Annotated in this window: 15 protein-coding genes; 3 read left to right on the top strand and 12 right to left on the bottom strand. The window is 72.4% G+C overall.

All coding sequences use genetic code 11. The features are described from left to right. Positions 1-331: 331 nt before the first annotated feature. Entirely contained in the window at positions 332-1,339 is a 1,008-nt protein-coding gene (locus tag IE136_RS31260; protein WP_189601984.1) for a stage II sporulation protein M, read from the bottom strand. Positions 1,340-1,458: 119 nt separating this feature from the next. On the opposite strand from IE136_RS31260, the gene IE136_RS31265 reads away from it, so the two are divergent. Then, positions 1,459-2,355: an RDD family protein gene (locus IE136_RS31265; protein ID WP_189601985.1), complete on the top strand. Its 897-nt coding sequence runs from the start codon at positions 1,459-1,461 to the stop codon at positions 2,353-2,355. Between the two features lie 20 nt (positions 2,356-2,375). Here the strand turns inward: IE136_RS31265 and IE136_RS31270 are convergent, their stop codons facing one another. The 8 genes from IE136_RS31270 to IE136_RS31305 form a co-directional block, all read right to left on the bottom strand. After that, positions 2,376-2,990: a hypothetical protein gene (locus IE136_RS31270; protein ID WP_158987855.1), complete on the bottom strand. Its 615-nt coding sequence runs from the start codon at positions 2,988-2,990 to the stop codon at positions 2,376-2,378. 165 nt (positions 2,991-3,155) lie between these two features. Further along, positions 3,156-4,613 (bottom strand): adenosylhomocysteinase, encoded by a 1,458-nt coding sequence (gene ahcY, locus IE136_RS31275; RefSeq protein ID WP_189601986.1) that lies wholly within the window; start codon positions 4,611-4,613, stop codon positions 3,156-3,158. Positions 4,614-4,988: 375 nt separating this feature from the next. Further along, the gene (locus IE136_RS31280; RefSeq protein ID WP_158987861.1) at positions 4,989-5,954 is read right to left on the bottom strand and encodes a cation diffusion facilitator family transporter; all 966 of its coding nucleotides are present in this window, start codon (positions 5,952-5,954) and stop codon (positions 4,989-4,991) included. 66 nt (positions 5,955-6,020) lie between these two features. Continuing rightward, positions 6,021-7,172: a mannose-6-phosphate isomerase, class I gene (manA, locus tag IE136_RS31285; RefSeq protein ID WP_189601987.1), complete on the bottom strand. Its 1,152-nt coding sequence runs from the start codon at positions 7,170-7,172 to the stop codon at positions 6,021-6,023. 89 nt (positions 7,173-7,261) lie between these two features. Beyond that, positions 7,262-8,413, bottom strand: coding sequence for an SIS domain-containing protein (locus tag IE136_RS31290; protein WP_189601988.1), 1,152 nt, complete (start codon positions 8,411-8,413; stop codon positions 7,262-7,264). A 149-nt stretch (positions 8,414-8,562) separates the two neighbouring features. After that, positions 8,563-8,745 carry a Trm112 family protein gene (locus tag IE136_RS31295; protein WP_158987867.1) on the bottom strand — a complete coding sequence of 61 codons (183 nt, stop codon included), beginning with the start codon at positions 8,743-8,745 and terminating at the stop codon, positions 8,563-8,565. Between the two features lie 115 nt (positions 8,746-8,860). After that, the gene (locus tag IE136_RS31300; protein WP_158987869.1) at positions 8,861-10,228 is read right to left on the bottom strand and encodes a phosphomannomutase/phosphoglucomutase; all 1,368 of its coding nucleotides are present in this window, start codon (positions 10,226-10,228) and stop codon (positions 8,861-8,863) included. Positions 10,229-10,351: 123 nt separating this feature from the next. Continuing rightward, positions 10,352-10,780 (bottom strand): DUF3499 domain-containing protein, encoded by a 429-nt coding sequence (locus IE136_RS31305; RefSeq protein WP_158987870.1) that lies wholly within the window; start codon positions 10,778-10,780, stop codon positions 10,352-10,354. A gap of 290 nt (positions 10,781-11,070) precedes the next feature. On the opposite strand from IE136_RS31305, the gene IE136_RS31310 reads away from it, so the two are divergent. Next, entirely contained in the window at positions 11,071-11,565 is a 495-nt protein-coding gene (locus IE136_RS31310) for a metallopeptidase family protein (protein ID WP_158987872.1), read from the top strand. Positions 11,566-11,613: 48 nt separating this feature from the next. Here IE136_RS31310 and IE136_RS31315 read toward each other — a convergent pair whose 3' ends face one another. From IE136_RS31315 to IE136_RS31325, 3 genes are all read right to left on the bottom strand, one after another. Then, a complete protein-coding gene (locus IE136_RS31315) occupies positions 11,614-13,134 on the bottom strand; it encodes a DUF5719 family protein (protein WP_189601989.1) in 1,521 nt (506 codons plus the stop codon). Then, a complete protein-coding gene (locus IE136_RS31320; RefSeq protein ID WP_189601990.1) occupies positions 13,131-16,796 on the bottom strand; it encodes a glycosyltransferase family 2 protein in 3,666 nt (1,221 codons plus the stop codon). Before IE136_RS31320 ends, IE136_RS31315 begins: the two co-directional genes overlap by 4 nt. Positions 16,797-17,026: 230 nt before the next feature. Continuing rightward, positions 17,027-17,293 (bottom strand): WhiB family transcriptional regulator, encoded by a 267-nt coding sequence (locus IE136_RS31325; protein ID WP_158987878.1) that lies wholly within the window; start codon positions 17,291-17,293, stop codon positions 17,027-17,029. Positions 17,294-17,978: 685 nt separating this feature from the next. On the opposite strand from IE136_RS31325, the gene IE136_RS31330 reads away from it, so the two are divergent. After that, positions 17,979-18,488, top strand: a complete 510-nt coding sequence (locus IE136_RS31330; RefSeq protein WP_189601991.1) for a cysteine dioxygenase — start codon at positions 17,979-17,981, stop codon at positions 18,486-18,488. Positions 18,489-18,491 lie beyond the last annotated feature (3 nt).

The raw sequence follows: 18,491 nt of genomic DNA on the forward strand, positions 1-18,491 counted from the left end.
CGTGTTTCCAGCTTAGCAGATCCGTTTTCCGTTTCCGCCACCCGCTGGAGCGGGCTGCCGGTCTGTTCTTCGCTTTCGCGTTTCCCTTTCCGGCGGTTCCGACTTTATCAGATTCATTTCGGCCGACCTAATCGGCTTCACGATTCGAATAAGGAATCGGGTTGGCTCCGTGGAACTCGAGGTTCTCTATCGGAGCGAGAGAGATCTTAGCTCGTCACCGCTGGACTGTCCAGTCCCCGGCAACCAGTTGAATCTACCTCCCCACAGCCACCGTGTCAACGGTTTTTGCGGGCGATGAGGAGACTAGCAGGTCAGCGGGGTCGTACGCACATCAGGCGGCGGTCGGGAGGGCGGCGCTGCGGTCGGGCTCCTCGACGTCGCCCGTGTCGCCGGCGCGGGCGGCTCGGCCGCCGAGGACGTAGACGTAGGCCAGGAAGGCCAGCTCGGCGGCGATGCCGATCGTGATGCGCGCCCAGGTGGGCAGGCCGGAGGGGGTGACGAAGCCTTCGATCAGGCCCGAGACGAAGAGAACCAGGGCCAGGCCGATGGCCATGCCCACGGCCGCTCGGCCCTGCTGGGCGAGGGCCGCCCGACGTGTCACGGGGCCGGGGTCGATGAGGGTCCAGCCGAGACGGAGGCCGGTGCCTGCGGCGACGAAGACGGCGGTCAGTTCCAGGAGGCCGTGCGGGAGGACCAGGCCGAGGAAGACGTCGAGACGGCCCGCTGAGGACATCAGTCCGATGCCGACACCGAGGTTCAGCATGTTGAGGAAGAGGATCCAGAGCACCGGGACGCAGAGGAACGCGCCGAGAACCAGGCACAGGGCGGCGGCCTGGGCGTTGTTCGTCCAGACCTGGGCGGCGAAGGAGGCCGCCGGGTGGCTCGAGTAGTACGTCTCGTACTGGCCACCGGGGCGGGTCATCTCGCGCAGTTCGGTGGGGGCGCCGATCGCGGACCGGACCTCCGGGTGCGTACCGATCCACCAGCCGATGATCGCCGCGAGGAGGGTGGAGAGGACCGCGGTCGGGACCCACCAGTGACGGGACCGGTAGACGGCCGCCGGAAAGCCGGCCGTCAGGAAGCCGGCGGCGTCGCGCCAGGAGGAGCGGCGGGTGCCCGTGACGGTGGCGCGGGCCCGGGCGACGAGCTGGGTGAGGCGCGCCGTGAGCATGGGGTCCGGGGCGCTGGTCTGGATCAGCGAGAGGTGGGTCGCCGTGCGCTGGTAGAGGGAGACGAGTTCGTCGGCCTCGGCGCCGCTGAGCTTGCCGCCCCGGCGCAGGAGGTGGTCGAGGCGGTCCCACTCGGCGCGGTGGGCGGTGACGTAGACGTCGATGTCCATGATCGGCTACTGCTCCAGGCACTGGTGCGTACGGGTCCGTACTACTGCGGCGCGCTGCTGGTCAGCTTGGCAGACTGTCGTACAGAGGGGTCGGGGAAGGTCGGAGAAGGGTGGGCGTCGTGAGCGGGGTTGTGACGGGGGACGCCGTCGTACTGGGGTTGCGGCCCGCTCGGCTGCCCAGCCGGGCGCTGGCGCTGTTCATCGATCTGCTGGTGGTGTGGGCGGCCTATCTGCTGATCACAATCGGGCTCGCGGCGGCCACGGCGTCGCTCGACGAAGCCGCGCAGACCGCCCTGGCCATCGCCTCTTTCGTGCTGGTGCTGGTCGGTGCGCCGATCGCGGTGGAGACGCTGTCGCACGGACGCTCGCTCGGGAAGATGGCGTGCGGGCTGCGGGTGGTGCGGGACGACGGCGGGCCGATCCGGTTCCGGCACGCCCTGGTGCGGGGGGCGATCGGGGTCGTGGAGATCCTCATGACCTTCGGGGTGGTCGCGTGTATCGCTTCGCTGGTGTCGGAGCGCGGGCGGCGGATCGGGGATGTCTTCGCCGGGACGCTGGTCGTACGGGAACGGGTGCCGGCGGCTCGGACCGCCGCCGTTCCTCCTCCACCGCCGTGGCTGGTGGGGCGGTTCTCGGGACTGGATCTGTCAGCCGTGCCGGACGCGCTGTGGCTGGAGATACGGCAGTGCCTGACGCGGATGCGGCAGCTGGACCCCGCCGTTGGGCGACGGCTCGCGGAGCGGCTCGCCGACGAGCTGGTGGCGCGGACGGGGACGCCTCCGCCGCCGGGGGTGCCCGCGGCGGAGTACCTCGCGGCCGTGGTGGGTGAGCGGCAGGCGCGGGACACGCGGCGGGCCTTCGCCTCCGCGGAGCGTGGCGCGCCCGAGGCGGCTCCCGGGTCCGCGGCACCCGGCGCCGCGACGGTTCGACGGACGACGGCTGCCGCCCCTGCGGTGCCGAGCGAGGCGACGACGCCGGCCGCGGCGAAGCGGACGGGGTTCGCTCCTCCAGCGTGACCCCGGCAGACGGCCGGGGGTCAGGGGAAGACGGACGGCGGAGTTTCGAGGGCCTCGAGTTCGATGCCGGGGGCGGAGAGCACCACGTCGCCGGTGATGTGGACGGTGTGCTGCTCCCCCGTGTCCAGGGCGTTGACCTGGTACTCGTCCACGAGCAGAGGGCCGTTGTCAGTGGTGTGCGCTTCACTCTTCACCAGGGCCCAGGACTGGTCGATCGTGAGGGGGGCGAGCACCGGGTCCGTGAAGGCGACGAGCCGGACACGGGTCGCGGGGGAAGCGGGGGTGAGACGCAGGAGTCGCGTGAGGGCTACGAGGAACGCCGGGGATGTGCCGGTGAAGGCGTGGGCGCGCACATTGCCTTCGGTGGCCTGGGTGCCGGTGGGGTCGGTACGGACCCAGGTGACGCCGTCGAGGGCGGCGCCGCGGACCTGCCAGCTCGCGGCGTGGAGTTCGAGGCGGATGGGGCGGCCGAGGTCGTCGATGGCCAGGTCGACGGAGCCGGCGTGTTCGCCGGAGGGGGTGGTGGTCTGGGAGACGTAGCGCCAGCCGGAGGGGCCGGGCGCGCAGTTGAAGTGCTCTTCACCGAGGGGGGTGTGATCGTGCGGATCATGGAGCGAATAGCGGCCGCGGGGCATGGGTCCTCGGGGTGCTCTCTGGGGCGGTAGGTCCGGGTACGGGCCCGGGACGCCCGGTGGCGGACGAGGCAGGCCCCCGGCACGGGGGTGCGGGGGCCTGCCTGGTTCCTCTACGGGTGCGGGGGACGGTTGTGCGTCAGTGCACGGGCGCCGTCCGTCTCGGCATCAGTAGCGGTAGTGGTCCGGCTTGTACGGGCCCTCGACCGGGACCCCGATGTAGGCGGCCTGCTCCGGGCGCAGCGTCGTGAGCTTCACGCCCAGCGCGTCGAGGTGGAGCCGGGCGACCTTCTCGTCCAGGTGCTTGGGCAGCACGTAGACGTCGGTCGGGTACTGCTCCGGCTTGGTGAACAGCTCGATCTGCGCCAGCGTCTGGTCCGCGAACGAGTTCGACATCACGAAGGACGGGTGCCCGGTCGCGTTGCCCAGGTTCAGCAGCCGGCCCTCGGACAGCACGATGACGACCTTGCCGTCCGGGAAGGTCCAGGTGTGGACCTGCGGCTTGACCTCGTCCTTCACGATGCCCGGGATCTGCGCCAGGCCCGCCATGTCGATCTCGTTGTCGAAGTGACCGATGTTCCCCACGATGGCCTGGTGCTTCATCCTGGCGATGTCCGACGCCATGATGATGTCCTTGTTGCCGGTCGTCGTGATGAAGATGTCCGCCGTCTCGACCACGTCGTCCAGCGTCGCGACCTGATAGCCGTCCATCGCCGCCTGCAGCGCGCAGATCGGGTCGATCTCCGTGATGATCACCCGCGCGCCCTGGCCGCGGAGGGACTCGGCGCAGCCCTTGCCCACATCGCCGTAACCGAAGACGACCGCGACCTTGCCACCGATCAGGACGTCGGTGGCCCGGTTGATGCCGTCGATCAGCGAGTGACGGCAGCCGTACTTGTTGTCGAATTTCGACTTCGTCACGGCGTCGTTCACATTGATCGCCGGGAAGAGGAGGGTGCCGGCCTGCTGCATCTCGTACAGGCGGTGGACACCGGTCGTGGTCTCCTCCGTCACGCCCCGGATCTCGGACGCGAGCTGGGTCCACTTCTGCGGGTTCTCGCCGAGGGTGCGGTTGAGGAGACGGAGGATGTGGCCGTACTCCTCGCTGTCCGCGGTGGACGGGTCCGGGGCGGAGCCGGCCTTCTCGAACTCGACGCCCTTGTGGACGAGGAGGGTGGCGTCACCGCCGTCGTCCAGGATCATGTTCGGGCCGCCGGTGGGGGTGTTCGGCCAGGTCAGGGCCTGCTCCGTGCACCACCAGTACTCCTCCAGGGTCTCGCCCTTCCAGGCGAAGACCGGGACGCCGGCGGGGGCCTCGGGGGTGCCGTTCGGGCCGACGGCGATGGCCGCGGCGGCGTGGTCCTGGGTGGAGAAGATGTTGCAGGAGGCCCAGCGGACCTCGGCGCCGAGGGCGACCAGGGTCTCGATGAGGACGGCCGTCTGCACGGTCATGTGCAGCGAGCCGGTGATCCGGGCGCCGGCCAGCGGCTGCTGCTCCGCGTACTCGCGGCGGATGGACATCAGACCGGGCATCTCGTGCTCGGCGAGGGTGATCTCCTTGCGGCCGAAGGCGGCAAGGGACAGGTCGGCGACCTTGAAGTCCTGCTGGTTGGCGACAGTCGTCATGACTGGGCTGCTCCTCGTGGATCGGGTTCGAGGGTCGGTTGAAGCGCCTGACACCGCAGCTCGGGGCACGCGGGCATACGAATGCCCGGTACTTCCGCGGTGCAGTCGTCGGAGGCCCTCTCTCCCTCGGCCGGTCCGTTGCGGACCGCCCGACCGCCATCAGCAGCGACGTCTGGCTGGTCACGAATCTACACCGATCGGCGCGGCGACCCACAGTCCGCCAAGGCCCGGGATTCGGCCGGATCACGCCTCGACACCGGCTCCGGAGGGTGTCAGGCGGCTCGGATCCGTACAGCGGCGGCGGGCAGCGGAACGGACAGCGGAGCCGTACAGGCGGAGAGGGCCCGAGGCCGTGGTGGCCTCGGGCCCGGTGGATCAGTGGCCGTCGCCGCCCGGGGACTTCGCGGGGTTCAGGCCGGCGGACGCGGCGGACTCGCTGTAGATGTCCGGCTCCAGGTAGATGACCCGGGCGATGGGGACGGCGGCGCGGATGCGCTCCTCCGCCGCGTTGATGGCGGCGGCCACCTCGGTGGCCGTGTCGTCGTGCTGGACGGCGATCTTGGCGGCGACGAGGAGTTCCTCGGGGCCGAGGTGGAGCGTGCGCATGTGGATGAGGCGGGTGACGGTCTCGCCGTCGACGACCGCCTCCTCGATCCGCTTCACCTCGTCCACGCCGGCGGCCTCGCCGAGCAGCAGCGACTTGGTCTCGGCGGCGAGGACGATCGCGATCACGATGAGCAGCACACCGATGCAGAGGGTGCCGATGCCGTCCCAGATGCCGTCGCCGGTGGCGAGCGCCACGCTGACGCCGCCGAGGGCGAGGATCAGGCCGACGAGGGCGCCGAGGTCCTCCAGGAGGACGACCGGGAGCTCAGGGGCCTTCGCCCGGCGGACGAACTCCTTCCAGGACAGGCCGCCGCGGATCGCGTTGGACTCCTTGATGGCGGTGCGGAACGAGAACGTCTCGGCGATGATCGCGAAGATCAGGACCCCGACCGGCCAGTACCAGGCCTCGATCTCGTGCGGGTGCTTGATCTTCTCGTAGCCCTCGTAGATGGCGAACATGCCACCGACGGAGAAGAGCACGATGGAGACGAGGAAGGCGTAGATGTACCGCTCGCGGCCGTAGCCGAAGGGGTGCTGGGGAGTCGCCTCGCGCTGGGCCTTCTTGCCGCCGAGCAGGAGCAGACCCTGGTTGCCGGAGTCGGCGAGCGAGTGGACGCTCTCGGCCAGCATCGAGGACGAACCGCTGAAGAGGAACGCCACGAACTTGGCTACCGCGATCGCGAGGTTGGCGGCGAGTGCCGCCACGATCGCCTTGGTTCCGCCTGACGCGCTCATGGGTGTACGTCTTCCCTTCGTCGGTACCGGGTGGTGTGTGCCGCTGTTCGGCCGGACATTGTTACATCAGGCCACGACGGTGGCCCGGAACACCGTTCCCGTACCGGACAGTTCGGCCTTTTCGCCCGCGGGTACGAAGACGGACTGGCCGGGGGCCAGGGTCACTTCGCCCGCCTTCGGCCGGCCCGCGACGGCGAGCAGGATCTGCGGGGTGGGTGCGGTGACGTCGGTCGGGGCGGCGCCCGGCGCTCGTACGAAGCGGGAGAGACGGAACTCGTCGATGGGGGTGTCGTAGACCTCCTCGCCGGAGGGAGAGGCCTCGGGGCGCAGGACGCCCGGGTCGGTGGGTTCGAAGCGGACGATCCGCAGCAGCTCCGGGACGTCGACGTGCTTGGGGGTCAGGCCGCAGCGCAGCACGTTGTCGGAGTTGGCCATGATCTCGACGCCGAGACCGTCGAGGTAGGCGTGCGGCACGCCCGCGCCGAGGAAGAGCGCTTCGCCGGGCTGGAGTCGGACGTGGTTGAGGAGCATGGCGGCGATGACACCGGGGTCGCTCGGGTAATGGTGGGCGAGTGCGGCGTACGGGGCGTGGGCGCCGCCCAGGCGGGTGGCGGCGGCCGTGGCCTCGGCGACGGTGTGCGCCATCTCCTCGTGGTCGGCGGTCAGCAACGCCGTCAGGACCTCGCGCAGCGCGGCCTCTTCCGGGTGCGCGTGCAGCAGGTCGACGTACGGCTTGAGGGAGTCGACGCCGAGCGCGTCGAGGGCGTCGGCGGCCTCGATCGGGTCGCGGAAGCCGCACAGTCCCTCGAACGGCGTGAGGGCGCAGATGAGTTCGGGCTTGTGGTTGGCGTCCTTGTAGTTGCGGTGCGGCGCGTCGAGGGGGACGCCGGCCGCCTCTTCGGCGGCGAAGCCCTCCTTCGCCTGGGTGAGGTCGGGGTGGACCTGGAGGGAGAGCGGGGCGCCGGCCGCGAGCAGCTTGAGGAGGAAGGGCAGGTGCGGGCCGAACTTCTCGACGGCCGCCGCGCCGAGTTCCCGTACGGGATCGGCGTCGATCACCTCGTTCAGCGGTCCGCGCTCGGTGACGGAGGGGGCGCCGGGGTGGGCGCCCATCCACATCTCGGCCTGGGGCTCACCGGTGGGGGTGGTACCGAGCAGTTCCGGGATGGCCGTCGTGGAGCCCCAGGCATAGGGGCGGACGGTGTTGACGAGGCGGTCCATCGAACGTTCCAGCTTTCCTCGGGGCAAGGGTCGGGGGGCGGCGTTTCGGCCGGGGCGTCGCTCGGGTCGGCCGGGCGCGGTCGGGTGCTTCAGTGCGGGGCGGTGCCTGCCGAGGCCAGGGAGAGGTAGACGGCGGCGAAGTCGGTGACGGCGACGAGCTCGGCCAGATTCTCCAGCTCGCTGCCCTCCTCCGGCTCCAGTTCGCTGATGGCCGTGCCGTGGCTGAGCGCCAGTTCCCGGGCGGCGGGGGCGGCGGTCAGGCCGCCGGCGGGGCGGTCGCGGAGCAGGACGACGCGGGCTCGCAGGGCCTGCGGCTCGTCGACGCGGTCGTGGAAGAAGTCTTCGGGGTCGGCGCCTGCCGCGTAGTTGCCCGCGAGCAGGACGCCGTGGGCGGGGAGTGCCTCGGGCAGCTCGGCGGCGAGCGCGGGCAGGCCGGCCAGCTCGGCCAGGACGGCGGCGAACCGCCGTCCGGCTGGGCCCGCGGCGTCCCCCTCGGTCCAGATCAGCGGCAGTGAGTCGGCGAGTTCGGCGGCGAGCGTCTTGGCCGGGTTGCTGTAGGTGGCGATGGCCGGGCCGCAGCGCTCCGCCGTACGGTCCAGCCGGTCGGCGACCTTCTCCAGGGTCTCGGGGGGCGCTTCGAGGAGGCCGACCCGGTCGAGGAGCGCGAGGAGCGGGGTGAACAGGGCCCACAGGGCGCCGGGGCCGGCGGCCAGGGCCCCTTCGTACTCCTCCTCGGCGCCCTCGTTCGGGGCGGTCGCCATCGGGACGAGCAGGCCGTGGGAGCCGTTGACGGCCTCGGCGAGGGGGGATGCCTCGGGGGCGACGGCGACGACCGTGATGCCGCGGCGGTACGCCTGCTCGGCGAGGACGGCGAGACCCGGTTCGGAGCCGTCGGTAGACGGGATGAGGAGGAGGTCCACGGAGCCCGCCCAGCCGGGGAGGGCCCAGCGCAGCGCGCCGGCGGCCGGGGCGACGCCCGTGGGCCGGAGGCGGATGACGGGCGCGGCGGCGCCCGCCAGGGCGCCGACCAGGTCCGCGACGCCGGCGGCCGCGGTGCCGGGGCCCGCGACGAGGACGGCGCGGGGGCGGCCCTCGGGGGTGAGCTCGGCGATTCCGGCTTCGGCGGCGTGGCGGGCGGCGGTCCGTACCCGTGCGCCGGCCTCGGCGGCGCCCCGGAGGAGGCCGCGGTGGTCGGCGAGGGCGAGGGCGTCCGGTGCGTCGAGGAGGGTCTCGTCGAGCATGGGGCCTCCGGGGTGCGGGGCGGATGCGGTGGCTTGTGCGGTGCCGGGCGGGTGCGGGTCTGTGGTGGTGCGCCGGCCTCGGCCCGGCTTCGTGTTCCCCGCCCGCACCACCCCAATCGTGCGCCGTCGGCGGCTGCCGGGGCGGCGGGTTACTGCGGGCGGCGGGCCTCGTCGACCAGCAGGACCGGGATGCCGTCGCGGACCGGGTAGGCGAGGCCGCAGTCGTCGCCCGCGCAGATCAGCTCGGGGGTCTCGGCCGCCGTGCGGTCGTTCAGCGGCGCGTGGCAGGCCGGGCAGGCCAGGATCTCCAGGAGACCGGCTTCGAGCGGCATGGGGTGTCCCTTCGAACAAACGGTGGTGGGGCTGCCCTTTGGGCCAGGTCAGCCTACCGCCGGGGGAAGGGGCGCGCGGCTCGGCGCCCGCCCCGCCCCCGGGGGAAACGGCGGGTCAGTCCGTGGTGCGGACGAGCGTCAGGACCTCGTCGCGGACCTTGGCCATGGTGGCCGCGTCACGGGCCTCGACGTTCAGGCGCAGCAGCGGCTCGGTGTTGGAGGGGCGCAGGTTGAACCACCAGTCCCCCGCTGCAACCGTCAGACCGTCCAGCTCGTCGATGCTGATGCCGTCCTGACCTGCGTAGGTCTCCTTGACGACGGAGGTCCGGCCGGCCTGGTCGGCGACGGTGGAGTTGATCTCGCCCGAGCCCACGTAGCGGTCGTAGGAGGAGACGAGCTCGGAGAGCGTGCCTTCCTGGCCGCCGAGGGCGGCGAGGACGTGGAGCGCGGCGAGCATGCCGGTGTCGGCGTTCCAGAAGTCCTTGAAGTAGTAGTGCGCGGAGTGCTCGCCGCCGAAGACCGCGCCCGACTTCGCCATCTCCTCCTTGATGAAGGAGTGGCCGACGCGGGTGCGGACCGGCCTGCCGCCGTTCTCGCGGACGACCTCCGGGACGGACCAGGAGGTGATCAGGTTGTGGATGATCGTGCCGCCGGGGTGCTTCGCCAGCTCGCGTGCGGCCACCAGGGCCGTGATCGCGGAGGGCGAGACCGCCTCGCCGCGCTCGTCGACGACGAAGCAGCGGTCGGCGTCGCCGTCGAAGGCGAGGCCGAGGTCGGCGCCCTCGGCCAGGACGCGGGCCTGGAGGTCGACGATGTTCTTCGGGTCGAGCGGGTTGGCCTCGTGGTTCGGGAAGGTGCCGTCGAGCTCGAAGTACATCGGTACGAGGTCCAGCGGGAGGCCCGCGAAGACGGTGGGGACGGTGTGGCCGCCCATGCCGTTGCCGGCGTCCACGACGACCTTCAGGGGGCGGATCGCGGTGAGGTCGACGAGCGTCCGCAGGTACGTGGCGTAGTCGTCGAGCGTGTCCAGCTCGGTGATCGTGCCGGGGGTCGCGGCGGCCTCGGGGGCGCCCTGCTCCGACCACTGCTCGGCGAGGGTGCGGATCTCGGCGAGGCCGGTGTCCTGGCCGACCGGGGCGGCGCCCGCGCGGCACATCTTGATGCCGTTGTACTGGGCCGGGTTGTGGGAGGCGGTGAACATCGCGCCCGGCAGGTTCAGCCGGCCGGAGGCGAAGTACAGCTGGTCCGTCGAGCAGAGCCCGATCAGGGTGACGTCGGCGCCGAGACGGGCCGCCCCGCGGGCGAAGGCGCCCGACAGACCCGGCGACGAGGGCCGCATGTCGTGGCCGACGACGATCGCGTCCGCGCCGGTCACCTGGACGAACGCGGCGCCGAACAGCTCGGCGAGGTCCTCGTCCCACTGATCCGGCACCACCCCGCGGACGTCGTACGCCTTCACGATCTGCGACAGATCAGCAGCCACGGAACAACCCTCCTGAATTCTCGGCACGCGTATGCGGCGCGTGCGTATGCGAACGCCTAACCTACCCGGGCCGTCCGGGGGCGGGCGCAGTCCGTCCGCCGGTCGGCCGGGCGGGAGGGCGCGTCAGGAGTCGGGGGAGCGCAGGACGCGCAGGTGGCCTCGGCGGCCGACCTCCACAGGGTCACCGCCGCGACCGCCACCCTTGCCACCGGCCCCGGCCGCACGCTCCTGGGGGCGGGCCGCCTCCCGTACCGCGTTGGCGAGGGCTTCGAGGTCGTCGCCGCTGGGGCGCGAGGGGGCGGAGCCGTCGGAGAGCCGCACGACCTCCCAGCCGCGCGGCGCGGTGAGGCGCTCGCTGTGTTCGGCACACAGGTCGTAGCAGTGGGGCTCGGCGTAGGTGGCGAGCGGGCCGAGGACCGCAGTCGAGTCGGCATAGACGTACGTCAGTGTCGCGACGGCAGGGCGGCCGCACGCGGTGCGCGAACAGCGACGTACAGGGCTCACGACGTTGGACGGTACCGCACTCTTGAGCGGGCCGCGACGACTCTCCACCAGGTCACTCCCACGTGTCGCGGTGTGACCTCGGACACGGCCGCTCCCGGGTCAGCGGTCCTGACCTGCGGGGAAGGAGGGGGCCAGGGGTGGGGAGGGTGGCCGATCCGGACAACGGACGGTACGAATCCGGTCAACCACGGCCAGATGGCCGATCGCCCGACGCCGCCGAATGGAGCCCGGGCCTGGCCGGAACGTTCAACTCACGACATGCCGGGGCGGGACCGCCCCGACTCGGCGCGGGTGTGGCACGGCCGGGGACCACCGAGGAGAGTTACGCTGCGTCAGTGATGGACAGTCCTGTGCCGCCGAGCCACTCGTCCCGTCCCGCCGAGCCGCCCGCGGCGGAGTCTCACGCCGCGGATTCCCGCCCGGCTCCGCCCGAGCCCCGGACGCGCCGCCGCGACCGCCACGGCCGCGGCATGCGGGGCCCGGTCGCCCCGCCGCAGGTGCCGCTGTCCACGAGCCGGGCCGACACGTTCCGCGATCTGGTCCTGGACTCGGTGGAGCGGCTCGAGCGGCACTGGCCCCAGCTGGCGGACGTCGAGTTCATGGTCCTCGACGTGCCGCCGTCGGTGCCGGGCGAGTCGGTGCCGCTGGGCGGGTCGGCTCCCGCGGAGAAGGACGGGCCGGCCCGTGTCGTGGTCTACCGGCGGCCCGTCGAGATCCGCTCGAAGAGCCGTGACGAACGCGCGCTGCTCGTCCACGAGGTGGTGGTGGAGCAGGTGGCGGAGCTCCTGGGCCTGTCGCCGGAGTCGGTCGATCCCCGGTACGGGCAGGACTGATCCCCGTACCGGGGACGGATTCCGGCGTCCGGTGTCCGTCGTCGGGCGTCAGTCGTCCAGGACGGAGAGGTCCTGCTTCGCCTTCGGGACCTCGACCGTGCCGCGGTCGTCGCTCAGGGTCTGGACCGTGAACATGGGGATGCCGTCCTGGGGCAGGACCAGGGCCCGGGCGGCGTGGACGGGGCCGCCCGAGAGCCGTTCGACGGTCAGGGCGTAGGAGCCCTTCAGTCCCGTCGGGACGAACCCGCCGACCTCCGTCGTGGTCCCGGCCTTGACCGTGAAGGTCTTGGAGACCGGGGTGCCGCCCTCCGTGCCCGCCGAGGCGGTGACCTTCACCTCGGCCGTCGCGCCCGGGGCGGTCAGCGCGAGGGTGGAACCGGCCGAGCGGTTGTCGGGGACGGTGGCACGGGCGGAGATGGCGGCGGTCGCCGGGACGAAGGCGACCTCCTGCTTCTCGCCCTTGCCGCGCACGACGCGCAGGGCGGCCACGAACGGGGTGGGCTTCTTGGCGTCCGACGGGGTGAGCAGCAGCGAGCCGACCTCGCCCCGGGTGAGGTCGGGGAGGTCGACGGCCGCGGTCATGCCCGACTTCACGTGCAGCGACTGCGCGCCGGCCGGGACGATCGTGCCGGTCTCGCCGACCAGCTGGATCTTCAGGTCGGCGTCGTCCTCCCCCGGCACGTACGCCACCAGGCGCACCGAGGTCGCGTCGGCGGGGATGCCGGGCAGTACGGCGGTGCTGGAGGGGTCCGCGGCGGCGGGGAGCCAGTCGCTGCCGAGCTTGTCGTCGGCGGAGCCGATGACCGCGCCGACCCGGCCGCTGCGGGTCGTCACATGGACGGTGACGTCGGCGGCGGGCTTCTCCCCGGTGAGGGTGGAGAGCAGGACGGGGACGCTGGAGTGGGCGGGGACGGGGATGCCCTCGGTCAGCTGCGAGGGGAGGGCGCCCTCTGGGCCGTACAGCTCGATGTCGGCCACGGCGGCGGTGTCGTCGGGGTTGGTGAGGTGGACGTAGTCCTGGCGGTCCTTGGCCGTGGAGGCGGCCGGGAACCAGAAGTCCGTGTCGGGGGCGGTGCAGGTGACGCCGAGAAGCCCGCGGGCGCCGCCGGCCGGGACGACGGTGGTCTGCTGGACCGTCCAGCCGGGGGCGAGGGTGCCGGTCGCGGAGCCGGTCAGAGCGGGGGCGGCACCGCCGTTCGCCTCGGCGGAGACGGGTGTGCCGGGCTGGGTGACGGTGGCCGGGGCCTTGGAGGCGGGCTTCTTGGCCGTCGATCCGCCCGGAGTGGCGGCGGAGGCGGCGGGCTTCAGCTCGGCCTTGGCGGCGGCGGAGGTCCCGGAGGATCCGGCGGTGCCGGGCTTCCCCTGGGGGGTGTACGAGGTGTAGGCCGTCTCGGCCACCTCGGACGTGCTCGGCGCGGGGCACAGCAGGCTGGAGCGCTCCACGGGCAGCGGCTGTACCGCGATGTCCGGGGCCTTCGTGGTGCCGTCGGGCGCGGTCAGGGCGGCGAAGCCGGTGACGGCGGCGAGGGCGGTGGCGACCGCGATCAGGGAGAGGGTGGTGCGCTTCACTGGTTGCTGCTCCCGTCGGGACGCTGCTCGGTCTCGTAGCCGTACGTGTAGGGGTCGTACGCCTGCTGCTGCTCGTACCGCTGCTGCGGGTCGTGCGGCTGGTGGTCGTGCGGCTGCTGGTCGTACCCCTGCTGCTGATACGGGTCGTACGGCTGCTGCGGGTACCCCTGCTGGTCGTACTGCTGCGGGTGCCCCTGCTGGTCGTACTGCTGCTGGTACTGCTGCTGGTCGTATCCCTGCTGGTACGGGTCAGCCGCGTACTCCGGGTACTGGTGCGGGTGCCCCTGCTGGGCGTACTGCTCCTGTGGCTGCTGCTGTCGGGGCTGCTGCCGCCAATCCTCGGCGGCGTACGTCTGCTGTTCGGGGACGGCGGCGGGCTCCGGGGTCTGCTCCTCCACGGCGGTCGACGCGGCCTCCGCTTCGGCGGCGGCACGCAGGCGGCGGGCTCGGCGGCCGTCGCCCTCCATCGCCTGGGCCGGAATGACGACCTCCTCCTCGGGCAGGTCGTCGTCGATCTCGCGGCGCCGTCCGGGCAGGGCGAGGACGAGCAGGACGAGGGCGAGGCCGGCCTGCGTCCAGATCCACAGGCTGTGGGTGAGCGGCTCGTCGTACGTGAGGTCGAGGCGGCCGCCGCCGGTCGGCAGCTCGAAGCCCTGGGCCCAGCCGTCGACGGTGGTCTTCTTCAGTTCCTTGCCGTCGAGGGTGGCGGTCCAGCCCTCGTCGGCGCGGTCGGCGATGCGCAGGACGCGGCCGGCGGGGCCCGCCGGGACCGTGGTGTGCGCCTCGACGGGTCCGGCGGCGACGGCCACCGGCTTGACCGCCGCGTCCGCGGTCTTGGCCCCGGGGAGGGTGATCGTCGCGCGGGCGACCTCGCGGTCGACGCGCCACAGCGCGCTTCCGTCGAGCTGGCTGAGACGGCTGAGGCCGGGCGTGGCGTCGAGGACGCGGCTCATCTGGCGCGGTGCCCCGTCCCGTACGAGGACGTAGCGGATCGCGAAGCCGCTCAGTTCCTCGGTCTGGTCGGCGCCGGAGCCCGCCACCAGGTGGGCGACGACCTTGTCCAGGCGCGGGTCGCCCCCGTCGGCGGCGGCCAGTTCGGCGTCGCCGAGGCGTGCGCCGGAGCCGCGGACCAGTGTGTACGCGACCTCGCCGGGCGAGGTGCCGCCGAGGACGAGGGTGCGGGGCTGGTCGCGGGTGTCGCTCTCCTCGGCGACGAACGCGGGGACCTGGACCGGGTCGCGCCGGGTCAGCGGGCCGTCGGCGCCGCCGATCATCCAGGTGGCGGCGGCCACGACCGGACCGAGGGCGGCGGCCAGCGCGATGAGGGCGGCGACCGGCTGGCGCCAGCCGAAGCCGTGGGCGGCGACGCGGGTGCGCCCGCCCTCGGCGCCGATCATGCCGGCGGCGAGAAGGGCCGCGCCGTATACGAGGGTGGCGGGTCCGGCCCAGCCCGTGCCGCCGGCGCCGTTGGACAGGGCGGCGAACAGGAGCCCGGCGAGGGCGGCGGCCCAGGCGGCGCGGACGGCGAACTGCCGCTCTTCGCGCAACAGCGCGGCGAGGGCGGCGAGGACGATGCCGACGAGGAGGAGGCCGGCGGTGGTGCCCGGGCCGCCGGGGCTGATCCCGAGCAGGTCGAGGGCGGAGGCCGTGCCCGTACGGATGTCGAGGCCGGCCTCGCGCAGGAACGCGGCCGGGCTGGTCAGCAGCGAGAGCGACCAGGGGGCGAGGACGAGGACCGGGGTGCCGACGGTGGCGAGGAAGCGCAGACCGTACGCCGTGATGTCACCGCGGCGCAGGACGAGCACGGCGACGCCGAGGACGACGGCGAGCGGCCAGACGATCGGCGTGAACGCCGTCGTGAAGGTCAGCAGGAAGGTGTACGCCCAGGTGGCGCGCCAGCTGCCCCGGGCCTGACCGGTCAGCCCGTGGGCGGCGACGGCGGCGCGGGCCATGAGCGGAAGCATGATGGCGAGGACGGCGGTGCCCAGGCGGCCGGCGGCGAGCGCTCCGGTGACGGCGGGCAGGAAGGCGTAGGCGATGGCGCCCCAGGCGCGCAGCAGCCGGGACTCGACGATCGGACGGGCGGCGAAGTAGGCGGTGAAGCCGGCCAGCGGGACCGAGCAGACGAGCAGCAGGGTGAGCGCGAAGGAGGTGGAGCCGAGGAAGAGCGCGGAGAGTCCGGCCAGGACGGCGAGGTAGGGCGGCGCGGTCTGGGTGCCGCCGGTGCCGATGGCGTGCCAGGCGTCCGCGTAGCGATCCCAGAGGTCTCCGACGGAGTCGGGGGCGGGCAGTAGGGCGCCGCCCGCGAGCGAGCCGCCGCCGAACAGGCCGCGGCAGGCGACGACGGAGACGAGCAGGAGCAGAGCGAAGAGAACCGGGCCGGGCTTGCGGACGATCTTCTTGAGCCGGGCGAACTGTTCGATCTCCAGGAAGTCGGCGTCGTCGCCGCCGGGTCCGGACTCGACGACGCCGTGACGTGAGCCGCCGGCGTCGGCGTCGGAGCCGCCGAAGTTGGCCACGATCTGCTCGGCGGTGGCGCGGACGGTCGCGCCGGGCGGCGGGAAGAGCGGGCGCAGTTCGCTCGCCGTGACGGCGGGGTTCTTGCGGCGCTTGCGTGCGGCGAGGATCTTCTCGGGGCGCAGCAGGGTGCCGAAGAGGCCCATGACCTCGTCGACGGCCTGGCCGGGGACCTTGCCGACGAGGTAGGCGAGGGTGCGCAGCAGGGTGCCGAGGACGAGGCGGACGAGGACGTAGGGCAGGGCGGCGCCGCGGGTGTTGGCGAGCAGCGTGTAGACGGCGCCGGCCTTGTCGACGCGGTGGGGGTTGGTGACCGAGCGGCCGGCGCAGTCGACGGTGCGGCGTTCGCGGGCGGAGGCCTCGGCGTGGCGCAGGACGGCGTCGGGGGCGACGAGGACGCGGTGGCCGGCGGAGTGGGCGCGCCAGCACAGGTCGACGTCGTCGCGCATGAGCGGCAGGCGCCTGTCGAAGCCGCCGAGCTCCTCGAAGACGTCGCGGCGTACGAGCATGCCGGCGCTGGAGACGGAGAGGACGGAGCGGACCTGGTCGTGCTGGCCCTGGTCCTGCTCGCGGCGGTCGAGGCCGGTCCAGCGGCGGCCGCTGCGGGCGATGGAGACGCCGGCCTCGAGCAGTTGCTTGCGGTCGTACCAGCCGCGCAGCTTGGGTCCGACCACGGCGGCGTAGGTGTCCGAGTCGGCGACGCGCAGCAGTTCGGCGAGCGCGTCGGGTTCGGGGGCGCAGTCGTCGTGGAGCAGCCAGAGCCACTGCACGGGCTCGCCGTGCGGGAGTTCGGGCAGGTCGTAGGCGTCGTCGCTCCAGGTCCTGCTGACGGGGTCCCAGCCGCTGGGGCGCTTCAGATACGGGAGCTCCTCGGGTCCGAGCGCGGGCGCCGTCCGGACGGCCTCCTCGACGGCGGCGCCGAAGCCCGTACGGCGTGCGAGGTGCAGCACCCGGTCGGGGCCGATCGCGTCGGCGAGGAGCTGCGCGGAGTCGTCGGCGCTGCCGGTGTCGGCGGCGACGACGTTCTGCACGGGGCGTTCCTGGGCGAGCAGCCCGGCGAGGGCGTCCGGCAGCCAGCGGGCGCCGTCGTGGGCGACGATCACGGCGGTGACGACGTGTCGCGGAAACTCGGGAGTTGAGGACATCGAGGTACGGGCCCTCCGGCCGGGGGTCGCCCGCGGGGGGCGTGGGTACGTCTCGGACGGGGCCCCACACTAACGGCTGGCAACAGAATGGTCCGCCGCCTGTGGACAGAGCACAGGAGGCGGACCGTTCGTTGTGTACGGGTGTGCGCGGATTGGCGGGGCGCACGCGCGGGCGCCGGCCGGGGGTGTCCGCCGGGAGTCCGGCGGGGTGTCCGGCCGGGGGGGTCCTCTCAGACCGCGGCCTTCTTCAGTCGGCGGCGTTCACGCTCGGAAAGCCCGCCCCAGATGCCGAATCGCTCGTCGTTCTGCAGGGCGTATTCGAGGCATTCGGAGCGGACCTCACAGGCGAGGCAGACCTTCTTGGCCTCGCGGGTCGAGCCGCCCTTCTCGGGGAAGAAGGACTCGGGATCGGTCTGGGCGCACAGCGCGCGCTCCTGCCAGCCGAGTTCCTCGGCGTCCGCGTCCTCGACCAGCAGTTCCTGGAACAACTCGGTCATGTGCGCCCCTCGTCTGTCTTTGCGTCCCCGTGATGTTGCCGCTACCGATTTCGGCCGAACGACACGAGTGAAATTACAAGTTCGTGCTCTGAGCGAGTCAAGCCGGAATCTGCTATTGGGCCCGGTATTCACTCTGCGGAACCAAGGCTATGCGGAAAGTGTTCAAATCACCAAAAACCTGACACATGCCACCGGCCTGGCCGCACCGCCTCCTCTCCGCTTCCTCTCCGAGGAGGGCCGCCCCTCCCCAAGGGGGGACGTCCGAGAAGAGGATCTTGTTGCGATCCAGCCACGGAAGCGATCCGGATCACAGTCTGATCACGGACCGGCAGCCGTGTTTACAGGCCCGGCTGCTGCGCCATGTGTCCCGCCTTCCGGCTGCACAAACCTTTCTCCAGACGGGGTGACCGGATGAGGTGAAACAATGCCGCCAAATCGGGCATTGAGTTGACAGTCGGCGCCCCCTGCCGTCACCTTTGATTCCATGCCAGCGACCTCAGCGCCCTCCGCGACCCACGCCCGTGGGTTCCGCCGCGCTGTCCAGACGAGCTGTCGCTGTTGCTGTCCCAGCTGTTGATGCCGTAGCGCTCCAGCCCGCACAGCCTCGCCTCTCCGCACGGCCTTGCGTTCCGCTTTCCCCCTGATCTGCGACACCCTGCACTTCTGCTGAGGAACCACCGCACCCATGAACAGCGACAGCGACCTTCAGATCGCCGGCGACATCCTCGAGGTCCAGCACCTCCTGCAGCCCGCCCGCGAGCACCCCGCCACCGTGGCCGAGTTCGCCGGCCTCGCCCGCACCATCGCCGCCGACCGCGCGCAGTGGGCACCCCACGTCGAGTACGACGCCACCACCCGCTGGTACCACCGGCTGCGCACCGGCCCGGGCTACGAGGTCTGGCTGCTGTCCTGGGTGCCCGGACAGGGCAGCGGGCCGCACGATCACGGCCGCTCGTCCGGCGTACTGACCGTGCTGGAGGGCGAGCTGACGGAGCGTACGGAGCGGGGCGTGCGGACGCTCGGGGCCGGCGCGCAGCGCGTCTTCGCGCCGGGGTACATCCACGAGGTCGTCAACGACTCCCTCGAACCGGCGGTCAGCCTGCACGTGTACTTCCCCGGCCTGACCGAGATGCCGATGCACGAATCCTTCCAGGCGCAATGCGCCCCGGCGGCCCCGGTGACCGTGACCGCCTGACAG

The organism is Streptomyces lateritius (genome assembly GCF_014649715.1).
Lineage (GTDB): Bacteria > Actinomycetota > Actinomycetes > Streptomycetales > Streptomycetaceae > Streptomyces > Streptomyces lateritius.